The organism is Sessilibacter sp. MAH1, assembly GCF_054658315.1.
On record NZ_BAAGIC010000003.1, the window covers coordinates 327,111 to 345,148 of the forward strand.

The window sequence follows — 18,038 nt, forward strand, 5'->3', positions numbered from 1 at the left end:
GAAAACCTAGTACTGGAAAACCTAGTACTGAAAAACCTAGTACTGAAAACTCAGAAACTCCCAAAGAGTGGAGTTTCTGATGTTGTTATTCTCCATATGCTTGACCCAGAAGGCCGACGCTGACAGACTTCACCTGTATATAAATTCAGGCTTTTTCTATGGCGCTTATTCTGGGTATTGACCCCGGCTCTCTAAAAACCGGCTTTGGTGTTATCAATACCATTGGCAGTAAAAACGAATACATCGGTAGTGGTGTCATCCGTCTTCCTGCAGAATCTCCTTTGCCTGCACGCCTCAAAATCATCTTCCGTTCATTGATTGAAATTATCGAAGAGTATCAGCCTCAGCAAATGGCAGTAGAACAAGTATTTGTGTCAAAAAGCGCAGGCTCTGCACTAAAACTGGGTCAGGCTCGCGGTGCTGCTATTGTGGCTGGTGTACACTCGGAGCTTGAGGTTTTTGAGTACGAAGCCCGAAAGGTTAAACAATCCGTGGTAGGTACAGGAGCCGCCGATAAATATCAGGTTCAGCATATGGTCAAGCATCTGCTGCGATTGTCGGCTACACCTCAAGAAGATGCTGCGGATGCTTTGGCTGTGGCGTTATGTCACGCTCATACCCATCAGCATTTAGTTGCAACCACTAAGTCGGTGGCTTTTCGACGTGGACGGCTGGTTTAGGCCGAATTGCTGTTACCTAGTGTCAACCCTATACACATATTTTTTATAACTGAGTTCAGACTTTTATGATCGGTCGCTTAACCGGTATTCTCGCCGAAAAACAACCTCCCTTTTTGTTAATAGATGTCAACGGTGTGGGTTATGAAGTGCAAGCTCCCATGACCAGTATTTATCAATTACCGGGGCTGGGAGAGAAGGTTACCCTGCACACGCATTTTTCGGTCAGCGAAAATGCACAACAGTTGTTTGCGTTTATTGATCAAAAAGATCGTTTGTTATTTCGTCATTTAATTAAAATCAGTGGTGTAGGTCCTAAGTTGGCTTTGGCTATTTTGTCGGGTATGGAAACTCAGGAATTCGTGCATGCCGTGACCCTTGGTGATAGCACGCGGTTAGTAAAAATTCCCGGCGTGGGTAAAAAGACCGCCGAGCGTTTGGTAATCGAAATGCAAGATCGCCTTAAAGACTGGCAAGTGCCCAGCGAAGCTGCCGCAAACACCGTTACGGAGTCCTTCGATCTTGGCGTTAATCAAAACGCTATTGTTTCGGAAGCTGAAAGCGCTTTGATTGCTTTGGGTTATAAACCGGTTGAGGCTTCTAAAGCGATTAATCGTGTTCTTAAAGAGCACGCGCCTGAACGTTCAGAAGAGTTGATTCGTTTAGCATTAAAAAGTATGTTGCCCGGCTGAATCGTTCCATAAACTGCACATCTTTCGGTAAAAGATAATCCACTATGATCGACAAAGATCACCTTGATGCTCCCAGACTGGTTTCGGCGGTTGCCGATCAGCGTGAAGACGTGCTTGATCGCACGGTTCGTCCCAAACGCTTATCCGATTACGTGGGGCAACCTGTGGTTCGCGAACAAATGGAGATCTTCATCCACGCTGCAAAAAAACGCAACGAGGCCCTCGATCACACGTTAATTTTTGGCCCACCTGGGCTAGGGAAGACCACCTTAGCGAACATCATTGCCGCCGAAATGGGCACCGAGTTAAAGACTACCTCTGGCCCGGTTTTAGAAAGAGCCGGTGATCTTGCCGCGCTGATGACCAATCTTGAGTCTGGGGATGTGTTGTTTATCGATGAAATCCATCGTTTGAGCCCAGTTGTCGAAGAAGTTCTCTATCCTGCCATGGAAGACTTCCAGCTCGATATTATGATTGGCGAGGGCCCGGCTGCGCGTTCTATCAAGATTGATTTACCGCCTTTTACTCTTGTGGGAGCCACTACCCGTGCTGGTTTATTAACCTCGCCGTTGCGGGATCGGTTTGGTATTGTGCAACGCTTGGAATTCGTCAATATTGCCGATTTGACCCATATCATTGCTCGCGCTGGCAGTTTAATGTCCATTCGATTAGAAGCTACCGGTGCCGCCGAAATCGCTAAACGCTCACGTGGGACACCACGAATTGCTCTAAGACTGCTAAGACGCGTTCGAGACTATGCAGAGGTAAAAGGTGATGGACTTATTACCGCTGAAGTTGCCGATGCGGCGTTAAATATGCTGAATGTCGATTCGTTGGGGTTTGATCACATGGATCGCAGAATGCTTTTGGCTGTAATGGAAAAATTTGGCGGTGGACCCGTTGGTGTTGATAGTCTCGCTGCTGCCATCAGCGAAGAACGTGGTACCATAGAAGACGTTCTTGAACCTTATCTTATTCAACAGGGTTATCTTTCTCGAACCCCAAGAGGGCGTATTGCCACACAACTTGCTTACGATCACTTTGGTTTACAAGCGCCCACATCAAACTAGACGATCTGTCTCAAAAACTAGCCGATTCACATTCCAATTAAAAACACCTACAGCTTATTACGGATAAATCATGTCTTGCTTCTCCACCTCGATACGAGTCTACATTGAAGATACCGATGCTGGTGGCATTGTTTTTTATGCGAATTACCTGAAATTTATGGAACGCGCGCGCACCGAAATGCTTCGATCGCTGGGGTTTTCTAAACCAGCGTTAATCGATGATACCGCTTTATTGGTCGTTGCTTCGGTTAGCGTTGACTACAAACGGCCGGCGCGATTGGACGACCTTTTAACGGTTACCGCTGAGGTTGTTGAAATTGGTCGAGTGTATGTGGTCTTCAAGCAGCAAGTTTTTCGTGGTGAAGAATTGATCAGTGACGGCGAAATCAAAGTCGTCTGCGTAGATAGTCAATCATTAAGACCGATTTCTTTACCGGAAAATATGCTTGAAAAAATCAAAGAATATTCTGTGTCGCAAGAGTTGTTGAGAAATCCGTAACACAACAACGCTTCTCGGATTCTAGTCGGTTTAAATTCTAGTAATTCTTACAAAGTTATCGATCAAATTCTTAATCAAGACGTTAACAACGTAAGAATACGACACAAAGATTATTCGCTACTTTTCCGATGTGACTCGATATTTCGCGGATATTGATCGTTAAATACCGAGTAATTTCACATAACTGAACTAAATGCTTGATTATTACTCTCTAGGTGGCAAGTGATTTGTATATTAATTGATAGACTTGGGTTGATTAAAAGTCGTGCTCAACAAAACGCTAAGTAAAGTATTAGATCAGTCTTAACTCATCTTAGCAGACAATATTTTTTGTAATAAATATTCACCGTTGAATTTTATTGCAGTGTAGAGAGACGCGTATCGTTTTATTATGGTTGTTTATAGCAGTATTAACGAAGCTAATGTTGTTTTTGACGCGCCGTAAATATCAATTCGCGTAAGCAAACGTTAAAATAAAAAAATTCAGTTCAATTTCTTCGGTTTAGAATCCTCATTAGTTCGGAGTCCAGATTTTTCATGCAGCCCGGTGAATCCCTTTCTTTATGGTCATTAATCTCTCAGGCGAGTTTGCTTGTTCAATTGGTGATGTTGGTTTTATTGCTCGCCTCAGTTGTTTCCTGGGTAATGATTGTCAATCGTGGCATTTATCAAAATCGAGCCGCCAAGTTGTATAACGATTTTGAAAAGCAATTTTGGTCGGGTATTGATTTAACTCAGTTATATAAACAAGGAAATAATCGCGCAAGCAGCGGCACCTTAGACGGTGTTGAAAATATTTTTCGCGCGGGTTTTAAAGAGTTTTCTCGCCTTCGTCAACAAAGCTCTGTTGAACCTGAAGTGGTAATGCAAGGTACTGAAAGGGCAATGCGAGTCGCTTTAGCGCGCGAAGAAGAAAAGCTCGAAGCCAATCTTTCCTTTTTGGCCAGTGTTGCATCAGTAAGTCCTTACATCGGCCTATTTGGTACCGTATGGGGAATTATGAGTTCATTTCGCGGTTTGGCTAATGTGCATCAAGCAACCCTGGCGACCGTCGCTCCAGGAATTTCAGAAGCATTGGTGGCAACCGCTATGGGTCTTTTCGCTGCAATTCCTGCGGTTCTGGCCTATAACCGGTACTCGGCACGCGCCGAATCTTTATTGGCAAATTACGAAACATTTGCCGAAGAATTGTCGTCATTTTTCCACCGCAAACTTCATTCTGGCCAAGCGTAAACTCTCATGGGCGCAAGGAATAAAAAACGTAAACCTATGGCTGAAATCAATGTGGTTCCCTACATTGATGTGATGCTGGTGTTGTTGGTGGTATTTATGATTACTGCGCCTCTGCTTATGCAGGGTGTCAAGGTCGATTTACCACAAGCTCCATCCACTCCTTTAGATAGTAAAGAAGACGAACCGTTAATTGTTTCGATAAAACAAGATGGTTCCTATTATTTGAATTTGGGCCGCGACCAAGACGTGGCTAAACCTATGTCGCAAATTCAAGATACGGTATCGAAAGTACTTCGTGAAAAGCCCGCTACCCAAGTGTTAGTTTGGGGTGATCACCGAGTGCCATATGGTGAAGTGGTTCAAGCGATGACTTCTTTGCAAGCTGCCGGTGCACCTTCGGTTGGTTTAGTTACGGAGCCGCAGCAGTAATGGCTTTTTGGCTCAAAGCAAAACCAACGCTTGCCGTTTCTATTGTTGTGAGCCTTGTGCTGCACGCCGGTTTAATCGCATTCTTATTTTTTGGCGTGCAACAGGCTAAGCCGCCCGAACCTAAAAAAACGCCTAAATTTGTTCAAGCAAAATTGGTAGAGCTTAAACAAACTGCACCGGAACAGGCGCCAAAACAAAGCACCGAAAATACACCGCGAAAAATTGATTTAACAAAACGTCAGCAAGAAGAAAAAGCCGCGCAAGAGAAAAAGCAACAGGCCAAAGCGGCTGAGCAAAAGCGACAAAAAGAACTGGAAGATAAACGCAAAAAAGACGAAGCCAAAAAAATTGCAGACGCTAAGCGTAAGAAAGAAGAAGCTGAGCAGGCTAAAAAATTAGAAGCGGCCGAAGAGAAAAAACGACAGCAAGCGCTTGTTGAAGAGCTTGATCGTATCGAAAAAGAACGGCTTGAAAAACAACTGGCCGAAGAAGCTGCTGCTGCCGAGGCGGCCGAAAAAGCCTTGCTTGCCGAGCAACAAGCCGAAGCCACAGCACAGAGTTATGTTGCACTTATTGCCAGTCGCATCGAACAATTTTGGAGTCGGCCGCCGTCTGCGCGAACTGGAATGCGTTGCGAATTGCTGATCAAATTGGTTCCCACTGGTCGAGTTGTAAATGTATCCATTATTTCCAGCAGTGGTAATTCTGCCTTTGACCGCTCGGCAGAGCAGGCAGTATTGAAAGCCGAACAGTTTCGAGAGCTACAAAATGTTAAACCAGAAGTTTTCGAACGTTATTTTCGTGAATTGCGGTTAGTGTTTGATCCGCAAGATTTACGACTATAAACGCGTCAATAATAACTAAGCCTCACAGGAGATATTGTGAAGTTAATTGCTCTACGAAGTGTATTTTTCTTGATAATTGCGAGTTTTAGCTTAATGGCTAAAGCACAGCTTACGATAGAAATTACGCGAGGTATCGATAATCCAACATCCATTGCGATTGTGCCTTTTGCTGGATCGACTAATTTATCGGAAGATGTCGCTGGCATTGTTTCCGCTGATTTACAGCGCAGCGGTCAATTCGCACCGGTTGATCGCGCTAATATGCTTGCATTGCCTCAAGAACAAAAAGATGTGTATTTTCGCGATTGGAAAATTCTTGGTGCAGAATATTTGGTTATCGGTGGTATCGAGCCTGTTACCGGCGGTTACCAGCTGCGTTTTGAGCTGTACGACGTTCTCAATCAACGCCAAGTTCTTAAAAAGATTGCCACTGCAACCGCCACCGATTTGCGCGGTTTAGCGCACTATGCTGCGGATCAAATTTACGAACAAATCACTGGAATTCGCGGCGCCTTTTCCACCAAAATTATCTACATTGAAGTACTTCGTAATGCCAGTAATCCTCAAGAGGCGACATACCGATTAATTCACGCCGATGCCGATGGTGCTCGTGAGCGTGAATTATTGAAATCCAGCCAGCCATTATTATCGCCACGTTGGTCGCCTGATGGCAAACAAGTCGCTTATGTGTCATTCGAAACGTCACGTCCGGCGATTTTTATTCAAAATATCGCTACCGGCGCACGTCGCCAAATTACCAACTTTAAAGGTTTAAATGGCGCTCCTGCATGGTCGCCTGACGGCAAAAAATTGGCGTTTGTCTTATCGAAAGATGGTAATCCAGAAATTTATACCATTGATTTAGCCAGTGGCAATTATCAAAGAATTACCCAGCATTTTGCCATTGATACCGAACCAAACTTCTCAGGAGATGGAAAAGGTATCATTTTCACGTCAAATCGCGGAGGTCAGCCACAAATATATCAAGTTGATCTTGCCAGTGGCCGTATTGAACGCTTAACCTTTTACGGCGATTATAATGCTCGCGCGAGTCTCTCACCTGATGGTAAGACCATGGTGATGGTTCACCGCGAGCAAGGTATATTTCACATCGCAGCACAGGATGTAAAAACCGGTGATTTGCGGATTCTCACTGAAACGGAATTGGATGAATCTCCAAGCATCGCCCCTAACGGAGCAATGCTACTGTACGCGACACAAGCCAATGGTAAAGGTATACTTGCCGCCGTATCTTTGGATGCCGGTGTGAAGTTTAAATTACCATCGAAACGTGGTGATGTTCGTGAGCCAGCTTGGTCACCGTTTTTTAATTAAATCTCAGTTTGATGACCAATCTGCGATAGGTTGTGTTAGGGTCAAGAATCTGGTGAGCATTTTTGTTTGAGCCTGCTTTTTAAAGTAGTCTGGCAAAACACCTCGATGACTAGGTTATAGATGCTCTACACAATCTCTAAGCATATTAGGCGAGTCGTTAGGCAAACCTCGACAAACAGAGATTTTCAACGCAATTTTAGAGTTAAATTTACGATAATTTTTGGGAGTGTAAGACCATGAATGTGTTTAAAACAGGGTTGGGCTTGGTTGTTTTATCTGCGGTATTAGCTGGCTGTTCATCTACTTCTACACCTGCGGATACTGGTAATACCGGTCCGGTAGAAGATACCAACACCAGTGTTGACGTAGGTACCACAACAGGTGGCGGTATTGTTGAAGATGAAGATGAAGTTGTTGCTTTAGAAACAATTTTCTACTTCGACTTTGACCAATCTACCATCAAGCCAGAAGTTCGCGCCCTGTTAACTGCTCACGCAGCTAAATTAAAAGCAAGCCCACGTTCTATCCGCTTAGAAGGTCACGCTGATGAACGCGGTACTCGCGAGTACAACATTGCATTGGGTGAGCGTCGTGCAAACGCAGTTCGTGATTTCTTGATTCTTCAAGGTGTTGACGCTAGCCTAATCGAAACCATCAGCTACGGCGAAGAAAAGCCAGTTGCTCTTGGTCACGACGATCAAGCATGGTCTTTAAACCGTCGCGTAGAACTTAAGTAATATCAGGAATATACCTCTCAGACATGGCATCATTTAAACGGTCGACACTCTGGGTTATTACGGCAGCCTTATCCGCTGCCGTATTACCAAGTGAAGCGCAAGTACGCGTTATTGATTCAACACCCGTAACTCCCGCTTCAGTCCCCTCGCAACCGGTCACGAATACGGTTTCCAACAGTGGTTCGGAGCTATACAACCGCCTTGAACTTCTTCAACAAGAAGTGCAGGAGCTTCGTGGCTTAGTTGAACAGCAAACGTTTGAAATTAAGCGTTTAAAACAACAGCGATTAGATGACTACACCGATCTCGATCAGAGAATTTCTGTGCTATTGCAGGGTAATTCAAATACGCCAGCAGCATCTTTAGGTAATGCGACCGACAGTGACGCTAGCTCAGCTATTGATAATAATTCTGCTGTGGCAACCGGCGAAGAAATTCCAGAAGAGCGTGAGCTGTATCGTCAAGCCATCGATTTATTATTAAAGCAAAAAGACTTTAATGGATCTGCCGAACTACTAGAGCAATACCTTAATTATTATCCTCAGGGTTTATTTGCGCCAAACGCCCAGTATTGGTTGGGTGAAATTCGTTTGAGTAATGGTGATACTGAAGCCTCAAAAACGTGGTTTACCAAGTTAATTACACAATATCCCGGCCATGCAAAAATTCCTGATGCGAAATTTAAGCTCGGCAAAATCTATTTTGAACAAGGTGATATTATTAAAGCTAAACAGCTACTTACTGAAGTAGCCAATGGCGGCTCATCGGCAGCCGATTTAGCTCGTAACTACCTATCGGCCAATCAAATTTAATCGATGCGTTCCTGGCGGCAGATTTCGTCGCCTTATCTTCGAGCTTGAGCTAAAAATGCTTTTACCGGCTCGATCTCCCGCTCTTTATGCTTGCTATTGCGCGCTGAGTTTCGCTACACTGCGCCGCTTTTCTATACACTGTCCAAGCAACACCCATGGTTGATACCAGCTTAAGAATTACCGAAATCTTTTATTCACTGCAAGGTGAGTCTCTTACAGTGGGCGTGCCCACCGTTTTTGTGCGCCTAACGGGTTGCCCTTTACGTTGCCAGTATTGTGATTCTGAGTACGCCTTCCATGGCGGTACTCGTCTTTCCATTGACGAAATCCTAGCAAAAGTAGACAGCTATAAAGCTAAAACGGTGTGCGTAACCGGTGGTGAGCCGCTTGCCCAACCTGATTGTTTGGTGCTTTTAACGGCTTTGTGTGATCGTGGTTATCGAGTGTCATTAGAAACCAGTGGCGCCTTATCGATAGCAGACGTAGATACCCGCGTGAGCCGAGTTGTTGACCTTAAAACACCGGGTTCTGGCGAGGTCAGCAAAAACCTGTACGCGAATATCGATTATTTAACAAAGCATGACCAAATTAAATTTGTGCTTTGTGATCGTCAAGACTATGACTGGGCCTGTTTTAAAATCGCAGAGTACGATTTAACTCAAAAAGCCCATGTATTTATGTCGCCGAGTTTTGGACAAATTAATCCCACGGAATTAGCCGATTGGATCGTCAACGATAACCTAGATGTACGCTTTCAATTGCAATTGCACAAAATTTTATGGGGCGATAAGCCGGGCAAATAGGTTTATGCTGTGCCTCTAAATTCAGCTTCGTACAATTAGCTTTGTTATTGATGCGTAGAATATCGCGTAACATCTTTAAAAATAACGCGCCTAATTTATTTAGCCTGAAGCTAATACTCGGAGCGCCGTCGCTCTTTAGGAACCTCTGATTAACTTATCCGTGATGTAATCAAAGGGCAGAAATTGACAATGCGACTTCCAATTTCTATACAATTTCAATTACTTACCGTTCTTGAAATTGATGACACATTCTTGTGTCGAGAGAAACTCTAGGTTAACCAGAGTTTTCTGTAATTTATCTACACTGATATTAACTTATTAAATAACCTCGATTCCCATGCCTGATAAAAAGAAAGCCGTTGTACTTGTCTCTGGTGGTTTAGACTCGACTACCGTATTAGCCATTGCTAAAAGCCAAGGCTTTGACTGCTACACAATGAGTTTTGATTACGGACAAAGACATAAGTCAGAATTACACGCGGCAGAGAATACTGCCAAACTGCTCGGTGCAACCTCTCACAAGGTCATAAAACTCGATTTAAGCGCCATAGGCGGCTCGGCGCTTACCGACTTAGATTTGGCTGTGCCAGAGACAGAAACGTCTCCAGGAGAGATCCCAATCACCTATGTGCCAGCACGTAACACCGTATTTTTATCAATCGCCATGGGTTGGGCAGAAGTCTTAGGTGCAAAAGACATCTTCATTGGTGTAAATGCCGTCGATTACTCCGGTTACCCCGATTGTCGTCCCGAGTTTATTCAAGCATTTCAGGCCATGGCAAACGTCGCTACAAAGGCTGGGGTTGAAGGCAAGGGTATGCGCATACAAACACCACTCATCTTTATGACCAAGGGCGAGATTATTCAAAAAGGCATTGCGTTAGGCGTAGATTACGCAAAGACCGTTTCTTGTTATCAAGCAAATGACCTCGGACAAGCCTGTGGTCGTTGTGATAGTTGTCGATTACGTAAGCAAGGATTCGAACAAGCGGGCATTGAAGATCCAACTCCGTATCAAAATTGATCAATTTGGCTAAGCCTTTGTTTCAATGGCAAATTTGTCCTCAATTAATTTAAAAAATTACTTGTCTTTTAAATTTTAATGAGTACTATATGCGCCTCGCTTGGGGGTCGTTAGCTCAGTCGGTAGAGCAGTTGGCTTTTAACCAATTGGTCACTGGTTCGAATCCAGTACGACCCACCATATCAAGCGTTATAAAATTTATTCAAATTAGAGAGTTGTTGGTGCTAATTTGAATTATGGGTCGTTAGCTCAGTCGGTAGAGCAGTTGGCTTTTAACCAATTGGTCACTGGTTCGAATCCAGTACGACCCACCATTTTTCCCTTCTGTTTTTTTAAATTCTCTTCTCTAATTTTTCTGTTTCAATTTTTAGAATTTTTGTTCCATATATAAAATTTAATCCACATATTTTCGAATACTCAGTCTGTATCATGTTGCTCATTCAGCTTTTTTGAATGAAAAAACTACTGCTCTCTACTCAAATATCAAATAGCCATCAACTACACAAAGCAATAATTCATACCCAGTTTTTCTGTAAATAAAATAGCTAGTAATAGATGGATGGCAAATTCGAGAAATACCGATAGTTATTTTCGCTGTGATTCGGAATTTATCGTTGAATAGTTAAAAGGCTAAAAATTAAAGGCAACTGAATTGATCGGGAGTCTCTATAAATACATGGATGTGTATCAAAGTTCGAGAATTGTAGTTGAATGAAACTATGAATAAATTGGAAATTGTATTTTCAATTTGTGAGTTTATCGGGAATTAAAAATAAAACGTTAGATGTGAGTGGATGTTTTAGTGAAATATCAAAAAAATTTTCTTATTAAATGTTTTGATATTTTTTGACGCTCCTTTTTTATTAAAAATTTCGTTACGAACTCTCAGGTATTTAAACCGCTATTTCTTTTATTTCTGAATAAGAAATTTTATTTCGACCAGTTTGTTTTGCCTGATAGAGCATTTTGTCGGCGGAATCGAGCAGTTTGTTGTGATCGTCGTCTGTTTTTGGAATACAGCTGGCAACTCCGGCGCTGATGCTAACGTGCTTGCTGCTCACGGTGGATTTAATGTGGGGAATTTTCAGTTTTTTGATTTCATCGATGCAACGTTGAGCGATTAACGCGGCAGAAGATAGGTCGGTACCGGGAAGCATTAACACAAATTCTTCGCCACCAAAACGTGCTAATAAGTCTGATGATCTTCCGGTAACGCGGGTAAGGGCGCGAGTAATGCGTTGTAGGCATTCGTCGCCCATTACGTGGCCGTAGTGGTCGTTGTAGCTTTTGAAGTGATCAACATCAAGAATTACTAGCGATATGGGCGATTCATGGCGAATACCACGTGACCATTCAGCACGGATGGTTTCGTCGTAACGTCGTCGGTTGGCGATATTGGTCAACGGATCGGTGTAAGAAAGTTGTTCAAGTTGATGGTTGAGTTGGTGAACCATCGTTTCCATTTTCTTGCGTTCAGAAATGTCGAACATAAAACCCACAAGAGCCTTGGTTTTACCGTTTTCGCGAATAACGTGTACGACGTCTCGAATCCACACGTAGCTGCCATCTGCGGCTAGAGCTCGATAATCGGCTTCGTGGTCGACACCTGTCTCAGACTGGCGCAGGCAATAACTGAAGGTTTTGTCGCGGTCATCTTGATGAATTCGATCTCTCCATTCATGAACGCTCTTCCAAGTTTCTGGTGCCCAGCCTAACAGTTCTTGAATTTGCGGGCCTATGTATTCAAATAAACCACTCTCCCAGTCGATTCGCCAAGGAATAGCTTTGGTCGATTCCAGTAATGTTTTGTAGAAGTCGTCTTGAAGAGGTTTATTGATTGACATACCACCGCCGAAAATTACAAAAATCAATAGTTCTCATATTAACCACGCTAGATATTTTCTGACAAGGTTTTATTGATATTTAGCCGAGCTGTTCAAACCGAAAATTATTATTTTTAGCGACTATTTTATTCAACATGAAATGCCAGGTTATTGATTGCGAAATTTACGTTGTGAAGTTCAAGCATAATGTCACTAATATCAAAAATAACGTATTTAAATATTTTTCGATTATTTCGCGAATGAATGAATTAAAAATTCATAAAGTTTTCAGCGACACAAAGTCGTGTCGCTAATTTCGTGAACCGTAAGCGATTGAAATTATCAGAGAATTAGAAGTTACATTTTAATTGCGGCTCTCTAATTAAATAAAGGATGTATTTATCAGAGATTCCTGCAAACAATTACCGACAATCTTGAGGCGGCCAATCGGGTACGACATCCATCGCCATTGTTAACGTGTTTTCGTTATACATCAGTACTGTATTCGCTGATACAAATGCAGAATCGCCAACCGTAAGCGCGTATACACCAACGAGTGTGCCGTCACCATGAATGGTATAAGACGGCGTATAGAGTGCGTAGCCAAATGGAATTTGAAAGGCGGTAAAGTGAAATTTGGTCGCTGAAAGTTGTTTACCAATGACAATGTATCCGCCGCAGTCTGCGGTGGTGGGAATATGGATATGCGGAAAGTCATGAGTTTCGACAAAAATACCGCCGCCGCCGTATTTCTGCATTAAAAAATCTTTTTTGTAGTCTTTGGTGTAGTCGTACTCCATCATCACAATTTCGTAGTTATCGGATTTCACCGTAAAGGTTTGTTCCGCTGGAATTAACGTTAAACCATAATGTTTTACGTTATCTTGATCGGCAATTACGGTTGGTATACAGAAAGCATCGGGTACCAATAGCGCACCGAGCCCGCCAAATGAATTTGCAGAACTGCCATGTATAACACGAACGCCAGTCTCCAATGCAGCCTGTGTATCTAACCATTGGGCATCAACCTCAATGTAAGGTGTAGAAGTTGCTGTGGGATTTACGGTAATTTTACCGTTAACATCAAACGACCAAGTGCTGGTGCCTTTATCAAAAATAACCACCTCGTCTTCGGTTGTCATGACTGGGTGATTTTTGTCGGGTTGGCCAGAAGAATCTACTGCGTAGCGTGTTAGTTTTGCACTATCAATTAAGGCTTCTTTTAATAAATTTTTGTCGTACGGTGGGGTAGTGCTGTTCATTGTTTAAAGATCCTTTTTAAAGGTATTTTTGTAGGTATCTTAAAATCCGGTTGAGTGCGAAACATTTTTCATCGCATCAAATTTTCTCTGTAGGTGCGTCAGCAGCTAAGACAGTTCGTAAATAAACGCCATCTAGGTTACGAACTCTTGTACATATTACTAACGTTATATGTGCCGTCTGTAAATTACAGTTAATTACAGAGACGTTATATCACCGATTGCGGTAATTCCAAACAGGTGAGGTGTAAGTACAGAATCGATGGGTCGTAAGGATTTGATGAGATGAATTTTTGCTCAGTAAATGTTCTGCTTTGTGTGAAGGTGCAGCAGGGTTAACGCTCAAAATGTATCGGAGTTTTTGTAAAACGAAAAAATTAGATATAAAAAAAGAGCTATTAAAAGCTCTTTTTACAGAAGATAAACACAATTAAATTGTTCATTAAAGATTTAAGCAAACTTTAACACTTGTAAATTGGTATCGTGTAATACATCGGCAAGAGTAAGCTTTTTAAGATATTTCATGTACTCTTGCTGTGCCTGCCATAGGTGGCCTTTCAACGCGCAATTGCCATTAAGAATACACATAGGGCTTTCGCAATTAATTGGCGCTAGGGTTTGTTCCATTTTCACAATAACATCAGCGACACCAATTTCGTGTGGTTCTACCGCTAGGCGAATACCGCCTTTTTTTCCGCGAATGGATTCTACCCAGCCGATGTTAACCAGTTTGTTAACAACCTTCATTAAATGACTTTTTGAAAGATCAAAAGTCTCTGCAATAATTTGAATAGTAGCTAGGGAATCTCGATGACTGGCTAAATAGATAAGTGTTCTAAAGGCAAAGTCTGTATGTTTTGTTAGTTGCATAAAAATCGGTTCTCAGAACAATTTTGCTTGCGACGCTCGGACTTTAACGACTTTTAGGTAGTTTGTTAAGCGTATTATTAGTATCGGCGTGACTGCGTAAGCAATTATTTCATTTTGTGGCGGTTAAATTGCCAGATTTTGTGAATTTAATCCACAGAATTAAAATTTAATGATTCTTAAAATGCCACTCAAAAAATAGAGCAGCCAAGTATTTTAATATCTTGGCTGCTCTATATTGGTACGAAACCGAACTGATTTAGTGCTAAATGCTAATTATTTGGGTTTTTTAAAGGGGGCGAAACCATCATCAATGGGTGTGGCAGTGGTTTTTTTCCCAGTTGACACAATCTCATTTTTATCTTGGTTATTTTTAGGTGCCTTACCAAAGCGTTTCGGACGACCTTTATTTAATTGATCGCGCGTGCGCACTTTAACTTTGGGTTTATCGTCTTTTTTGTTGGTATCTTCTTTAGACTTCTTTTTACCGGCAATTTTGCCGGAAGACTTAACCTTATCTGGACCTTTATATTTAGCGGTTAATCCCGGAACGGTAATTTGTTCCATGCGCGCACCTAAGGCACCTTCGCAGCGAGCTTTATTGTTCCAATCGTCGGCGCAAATAAACGCAATAGAGCTACCACTTCTGCCTGCACGAGCAGTTCGGCCAGAGCGATGAATATAATCTTCTGGCTTGCGTGCCATTTCGTAGTGAACAACCAACTGGATTTCTGGAATGTCTAAACCTCGGGCGGCAACATCGGTTGCAACCAAGAATTGAAATTTGCGAAAACGGAACGCTTTAAGAATTTGTTGGCGTTGATCTTGAGTCATGTCGCCGTGTAAACAACCGGCTTTCAATCCAAAATATTCTAAAATACCGCGTAGCTGATTGGTTTTTGCTTTGGTGTTGGCAAAAATAATAACTTGAGATGATTCGTGATCTTGTAAAATGAGTTTCAGTAACTTTTGCTTAAACTTATCGTCGTCACACAAAACATATTTATGGAAAATATTGGTATTGTGTTCGGCAGCGGTCTCGGTACCGATTCTTATCGGATCATTTAGCAGGGATTTTGCGATCGCTAAAACCTGCGGGTTTCTCATCGTTGCCGAAAATAACAAGCTTTGACGCTTTGGATTCGCTTGTTCTGCGATAGCGGTTAAATCGTCTTTAAAGCCCAATTCCAACATTCTGTCAGCTTCGTCTAAGACCAAAAATTCTAAGTCTTTTAAATCTGTTGAGTTTCGACGCAAGTGGTCAGTAAGTCGTCCCGGCGTGGCGACAATAAACTCAGGATTTTTTCGCAGTTTAGACGCCTGGTATTTAAAATCTGCGCCCCCAGTCAACAACACATATTTAAGGTGTGCGTGATTGCTAAATGCTTTAATTTGTTGACCGATCTGATCGGCAAGCTCGCGGGTTGGAGCCAAAATTAACGCTCTGCAACCTGTTGTTGGTGATGGATTTTTGAGCATCAAGTGCATCACCGGTAACAAAAACGCCAGAGTCTTTCCGGAGCCGGTCTGTGCCGAGGCAATTACGTCTTTTCCTGATAGAACTTCAGGTATTGCTTCGCCTTGAATCTCGGTAGGTTGTGAGAGAGATAACTGCTCAAGTGCGTGGGTTAGCCTCTCATCGAGATTAAAACCGGAAAAATCTTCAGGAGTAGTGTTCAAATTTTCTACATCGTCTTGCATAGTCGGTCCGCTGGAAATCAATAATTGGCTGATGAATCAAGCCTTTGCGAGTAGCGTTGTAGAATTGTGGTTCAATAAACGTCTTAACTCACGTAAATGTGTGATTATCTCACAAGAATAGCCAACGAGCGCAGTTTGACTGAGGTTTTTCTGCAGAGACGTTAGGAAAACCACAACCGGAGTGGGTATAAACACTCTTGCAACAAGTGCTTAAAAATAAGATGTAATTACATTAGGAGAAATGAATGCACTTTAACCAAAACGCAAAAAAGCCACTGCTTACCTTGGCTTCATTGTTGTTAACGACCAATGCAACTTGGGTTTGTGCACAAGATGATGCACCCAAGGTAGAGAGCGAAAAAGTCACCGACTCAATATACATGATTACCGGTCGCGGTGGTAATGTGGGTTTATTTATTGGCGATGAAACTACCATTTTAATTGATGATAAATTTGCACCTTTATCGGAAGTTATTACCCAAGAAGTTGCATCCATTACCAAAACGCCGATTGAGTATTTACTCAATACCCATTATCACGGCGACCACACCGGTGGTAATGTGAATTTTGGCAAAGCGGGAACTACCATTGTCGCTCACGATAACGTTCGTAAAATTCTCGCTTCCGGTGGTGAAATTAAGGCTTTTAATAGCAAATTTGAGCCTTTAGAAAAAGCGGGGCTACCCAGCATTACCTTTAACGATAAAATCAGCTTTCATGTTAACGGTGAGACAGTAACGTTAGAACATTATCCAAACGCACATACCGACGGCGATGGTGTGGTATTTTTTGAAAATGAAAATGTTGTACACACAGGAGACGTTTTCTTTAATGGCCGCTATCCATTTATTGATCTCAGTAATGGCGGATCTGTTCAAGGTACCATTGCTGCCATCGATAACATTGCCGCAAAAATCAATGACAGCACTAAAGTCATTCCCGGACATGGCCCGCAAGGCAATAAAAAGGACATGATTGCCTATCGAGATATGCTTGAGAAATCTCTAGCGATAGTTGCAGAGCTAAAAAACCAAGGTTTATCTATGGATGAAGTAAAAGCTAAATTACCGTTGGCTGAACTTGATAAAACTTGGGGTGAAGGTGGTATGAAGCCTGAAGTTTGGGTAACCATTGTGTACAGTTCGCTAGATTAATTGCAACAGCTCTGATTAGTTAGAGCTTCCTATAATTTGATTTTTCTTGATAAGAAAGCCTCTAAATACTAGAGGCTTTTTTTATGAGTAATGGTTTTTTATAAGAACCTATGATTAACTCATCTATGATTTAATCATAGGGAGGAAATTGAAAATGTGATTTCCAATTTCTTCACAATTTCAATCACTTACAGTTCTGGAAATCGGTGACACATCCTTGTGTCGCGAGAAACTCTAGGTTAATCAGAGTTTCCTATAGATTGGTTTTTAAAAAGCAGATTGTTACTCGCATAGGTAATGATGCTAAAAATTAAAAGCTATATAAAATAAAGCTCTTTATTTTGATTGCTAAAAAATAGCGTTTAATGTTTAAGAATTCGAGCTATTGTCAAAAAACCACTCAGTTTAGGTTGATAAATTCAAAAGTCTTACTTATGCTGCTTTGAAAAATAAAAATCCAAGGTGGTAAAATGGCAAACGGATTTAGCATCAATGAGCTGCTCAAAGCTCTACAGTTTGCAATTGTTGAAGCGCAAGAAATTGCCGAAAATCAACACGCTCGCCAAATTGCTGAATATTTTAAAGAAGACGGCACGCCCGTTACCATTCCTCTTAAATTACCAAATCCTCATCCTAATGCCGGTGAAACCAATGCAGCCGGTGAAAGCATTCCGCAATACGTTACTGTCGAAGTTCCTAAAATTACCTTGGTGCCGCAAAATTCTATCGTTATTAAAGAATTAGAAATGCAGCTAGAAGTACCATTGGGTGATTTAGATACCGAAGCCATCGACTGGCAAGATAACGAGATAAAAGAGCCTTCGATGACGGATGAACAGTGGGATAAAAATATTATTAAAAATCGATTACAGAGACGACCTTCAAAACGTGCGATGGTGGATGATCAAATTCGTGCCTTGCGAATCAGTGGTAAGGGTTCTTTTTTCAGTCGTAAAAACAAACAAACTGCAAAGTTAAAAATTAAATTCGAAGGAACAAATCCTCCAGAGGTTTTGGCGAGAATAGAACAGAGTCTCGTAAAAGGTGTGGAAACATAAATTTTGAGCTTGTTCTTTAA

18 protein-coding genes and 2 tRNA genes are annotated in these 18,038 nt (G+C 42.1%); 16 read left to right on the plus strand and 4 right to left on the minus strand.

The window, feature by feature from the left end:
• Positions 1–158: 158 nt before the first annotated feature.
• The 14 genes from ruvC to ACYQ28_RS04855 all read left to right on the plus strand — a co-directional run bounded on the left by ruvC (position 159) and on the right by ACYQ28_RS04855 (position 10,470).
• Positions 159–680 (plus strand): crossover junction endodeoxyribonuclease RuvC, encoded by a 522-nt coding sequence (ruvC, locus tag ACYQ28_RS04790; protein WP_460048194.1) that lies wholly within the window; start codon positions 159–161, stop codon positions 678–680.
• Positions 681–745: 65 nt separating this feature from the next.
• Complete coding sequence (gene ruvA / locus ACYQ28_RS04795) at positions 746–1,369, plus strand: Holliday junction branch migration protein RuvA (RefSeq protein WP_460048193.1); 624 nt, start codon at positions 746–748, stop codon at positions 1,367–1,369.
• A gap of 44 nt (positions 1,370–1,413) precedes the next feature.
• Positions 1,414–2,439 (plus strand): Holliday junction branch migration DNA helicase RuvB, encoded by a 1,026-nt coding sequence (gene ruvB / locus ACYQ28_RS04800; protein WP_460048191.1) that lies wholly within the window; start codon positions 1,414–1,416, stop codon positions 2,437–2,439.
• 70 nt (positions 2,440–2,509) lie between these two features.
• Positions 2,510–2,938, plus strand: coding sequence for a tol-pal system-associated acyl-CoA thioesterase (gene ybgC, locus ACYQ28_RS04805; protein ID WP_460048190.1), 429 nt, complete (start codon positions 2,510–2,512; stop codon positions 2,936–2,938).
• A gap of 537 nt (positions 2,939–3,475) precedes the next feature.
• On the plus strand, positions 3,476–4,171 hold the full coding sequence (tolQ, locus tag ACYQ28_RS04810) for a protein TolQ (protein ID WP_460048189.1): 696 nt from the start codon (positions 3,476–3,478) through the stop codon (positions 4,169–4,171).
• Between the two features lie 36 nt (positions 4,172–4,207).
• Positions 4,208–4,600: a protein TolR gene (tolR, locus tag ACYQ28_RS04815; protein WP_460048187.1), complete on the plus strand. Its 393-nt coding sequence runs from the start codon at positions 4,208–4,210 to the stop codon at positions 4,598–4,600.
• A complete protein-coding gene (gene tolA, locus ACYQ28_RS04820; protein WP_460048185.1) occupies positions 4,600–5,445 on the plus strand; it encodes a cell envelope integrity protein TolA in 846 nt (281 codons plus the stop codon). Before tolR ends, tolA begins: the two co-directional genes overlap by 1 nt.
• A 45-nt stretch (positions 5,446–5,490) precedes the next feature.
• Positions 5,491–6,780: a Tol-Pal system beta propeller repeat protein TolB gene (gene tolB / locus ACYQ28_RS04825; protein ID WP_460164692.1), complete on the plus strand. Its 1,290-nt coding sequence runs from the start codon at positions 5,491–5,493 to the stop codon at positions 6,778–6,780.
• A gap of 236 nt (positions 6,781–7,016) precedes the next feature.
• Positions 7,017–7,517, plus strand: coding sequence for a peptidoglycan-associated lipoprotein Pal (gene pal / locus ACYQ28_RS04830; protein ID WP_460048182.1), 501 nt, complete (start codon positions 7,017–7,019; stop codon positions 7,515–7,517).
• Between the two features lie 23 nt (positions 7,518–7,540).
• Positions 7,541–8,329: a tetratricopeptide repeat protein gene (locus ACYQ28_RS04835; RefSeq protein WP_460048181.1), complete on the plus strand. Its 789-nt coding sequence runs from the start codon at positions 7,541–7,543 to the stop codon at positions 8,327–8,329.
• 155 nt (positions 8,330–8,484) lie between these two features.
• Positions 8,485–9,132, plus strand: coding sequence for a 7-carboxy-7-deazaguanine synthase QueE (queE, locus tag ACYQ28_RS04840; RefSeq protein WP_460048180.1), 648 nt, complete (start codon positions 8,485–8,487; stop codon positions 9,130–9,132).
• A gap of 337 nt (positions 9,133–9,469) precedes the next feature.
• Positions 9,470–10,156, plus strand: coding sequence for a 7-cyano-7-deazaguanine synthase QueC (gene queC / locus ACYQ28_RS04845; RefSeq protein WP_460048179.1), 687 nt, complete (start codon positions 9,470–9,472; stop codon positions 10,154–10,156).
• A 104-nt stretch (positions 10,157–10,260) separates the two neighbouring features.
• Positions 10,261–10,336 (plus strand) — tRNA-Lys (locus ACYQ28_RS04850).
• Between the two features lie 58 nt (positions 10,337–10,394).
• A tRNA-Lys gene (locus tag ACYQ28_RS04855) sits at positions 10,395–10,470 on the plus strand.
• Positions 10,471–11,049: 579 nt separating this feature from the next.
• Here ACYQ28_RS04855 and ACYQ28_RS04860 read toward each other — a convergent pair.
• The 4 genes from ACYQ28_RS04860 to ACYQ28_RS04875 all read right to left on the minus strand — a co-directional run bounded on the left by ACYQ28_RS04860 (position 11,050) and on the right by ACYQ28_RS04875 (position 15,806).
• Entirely contained in the window at positions 11,050–12,000 is a 951-nt protein-coding gene (locus ACYQ28_RS04860) for a sensor domain-containing diguanylate cyclase (protein WP_460048178.1), read from the minus strand.
• Between the two features lie 401 nt (positions 12,001–12,401).
• Complete coding sequence (locus tag ACYQ28_RS04865; protein WP_460048177.1) at positions 12,402–13,241, minus strand: hypothetical protein; 840 nt, start codon at positions 13,239–13,241, stop codon at positions 12,402–12,404.
• 447 nt (positions 13,242–13,688) lie between these two features.
• Complete coding sequence (locus tag ACYQ28_RS04870; protein WP_460048175.1) at positions 13,689–14,108, minus strand: RrF2 family transcriptional regulator; 420 nt, start codon at positions 14,106–14,108, stop codon at positions 13,689–13,691.
• Positions 14,109–14,381: 273 nt separating this feature from the next.
• Complete coding sequence (locus ACYQ28_RS04875) at positions 14,382–15,806, minus strand: DEAD/DEAH box helicase (RefSeq protein WP_460048174.1); 1,425 nt, start codon at positions 15,804–15,806, stop codon at positions 14,382–14,384.
• Positions 15,807–16,051: 245 nt separating this feature from the next.
• On the opposite strand from ACYQ28_RS04875, the gene ACYQ28_RS04880 reads away from it, so the two are divergent.
• Both ACYQ28_RS04880 and ACYQ28_RS04885 read left to right on the plus strand, forming a co-directional pair.
• Positions 16,052–16,960, plus strand: coding sequence for an MBL fold metallo-hydrolase (locus ACYQ28_RS04880; RefSeq protein ID WP_460048173.1), 909 nt, complete (start codon positions 16,052–16,054; stop codon positions 16,958–16,960).
• Positions 16,961–17,430: 470 nt separating this feature from the next.
• Positions 17,431–18,018 carry a DUF2589 domain-containing protein gene (locus tag ACYQ28_RS04885; RefSeq protein ID WP_460048171.1) on the plus strand — a complete coding sequence of 196 codons (588 nt, stop codon included), beginning with the start codon at positions 17,431–17,433 and terminating at the stop codon, positions 18,016–18,018.
• The last annotated feature ends 20 nt before the right edge of the window (positions 18,019–18,038 follow it).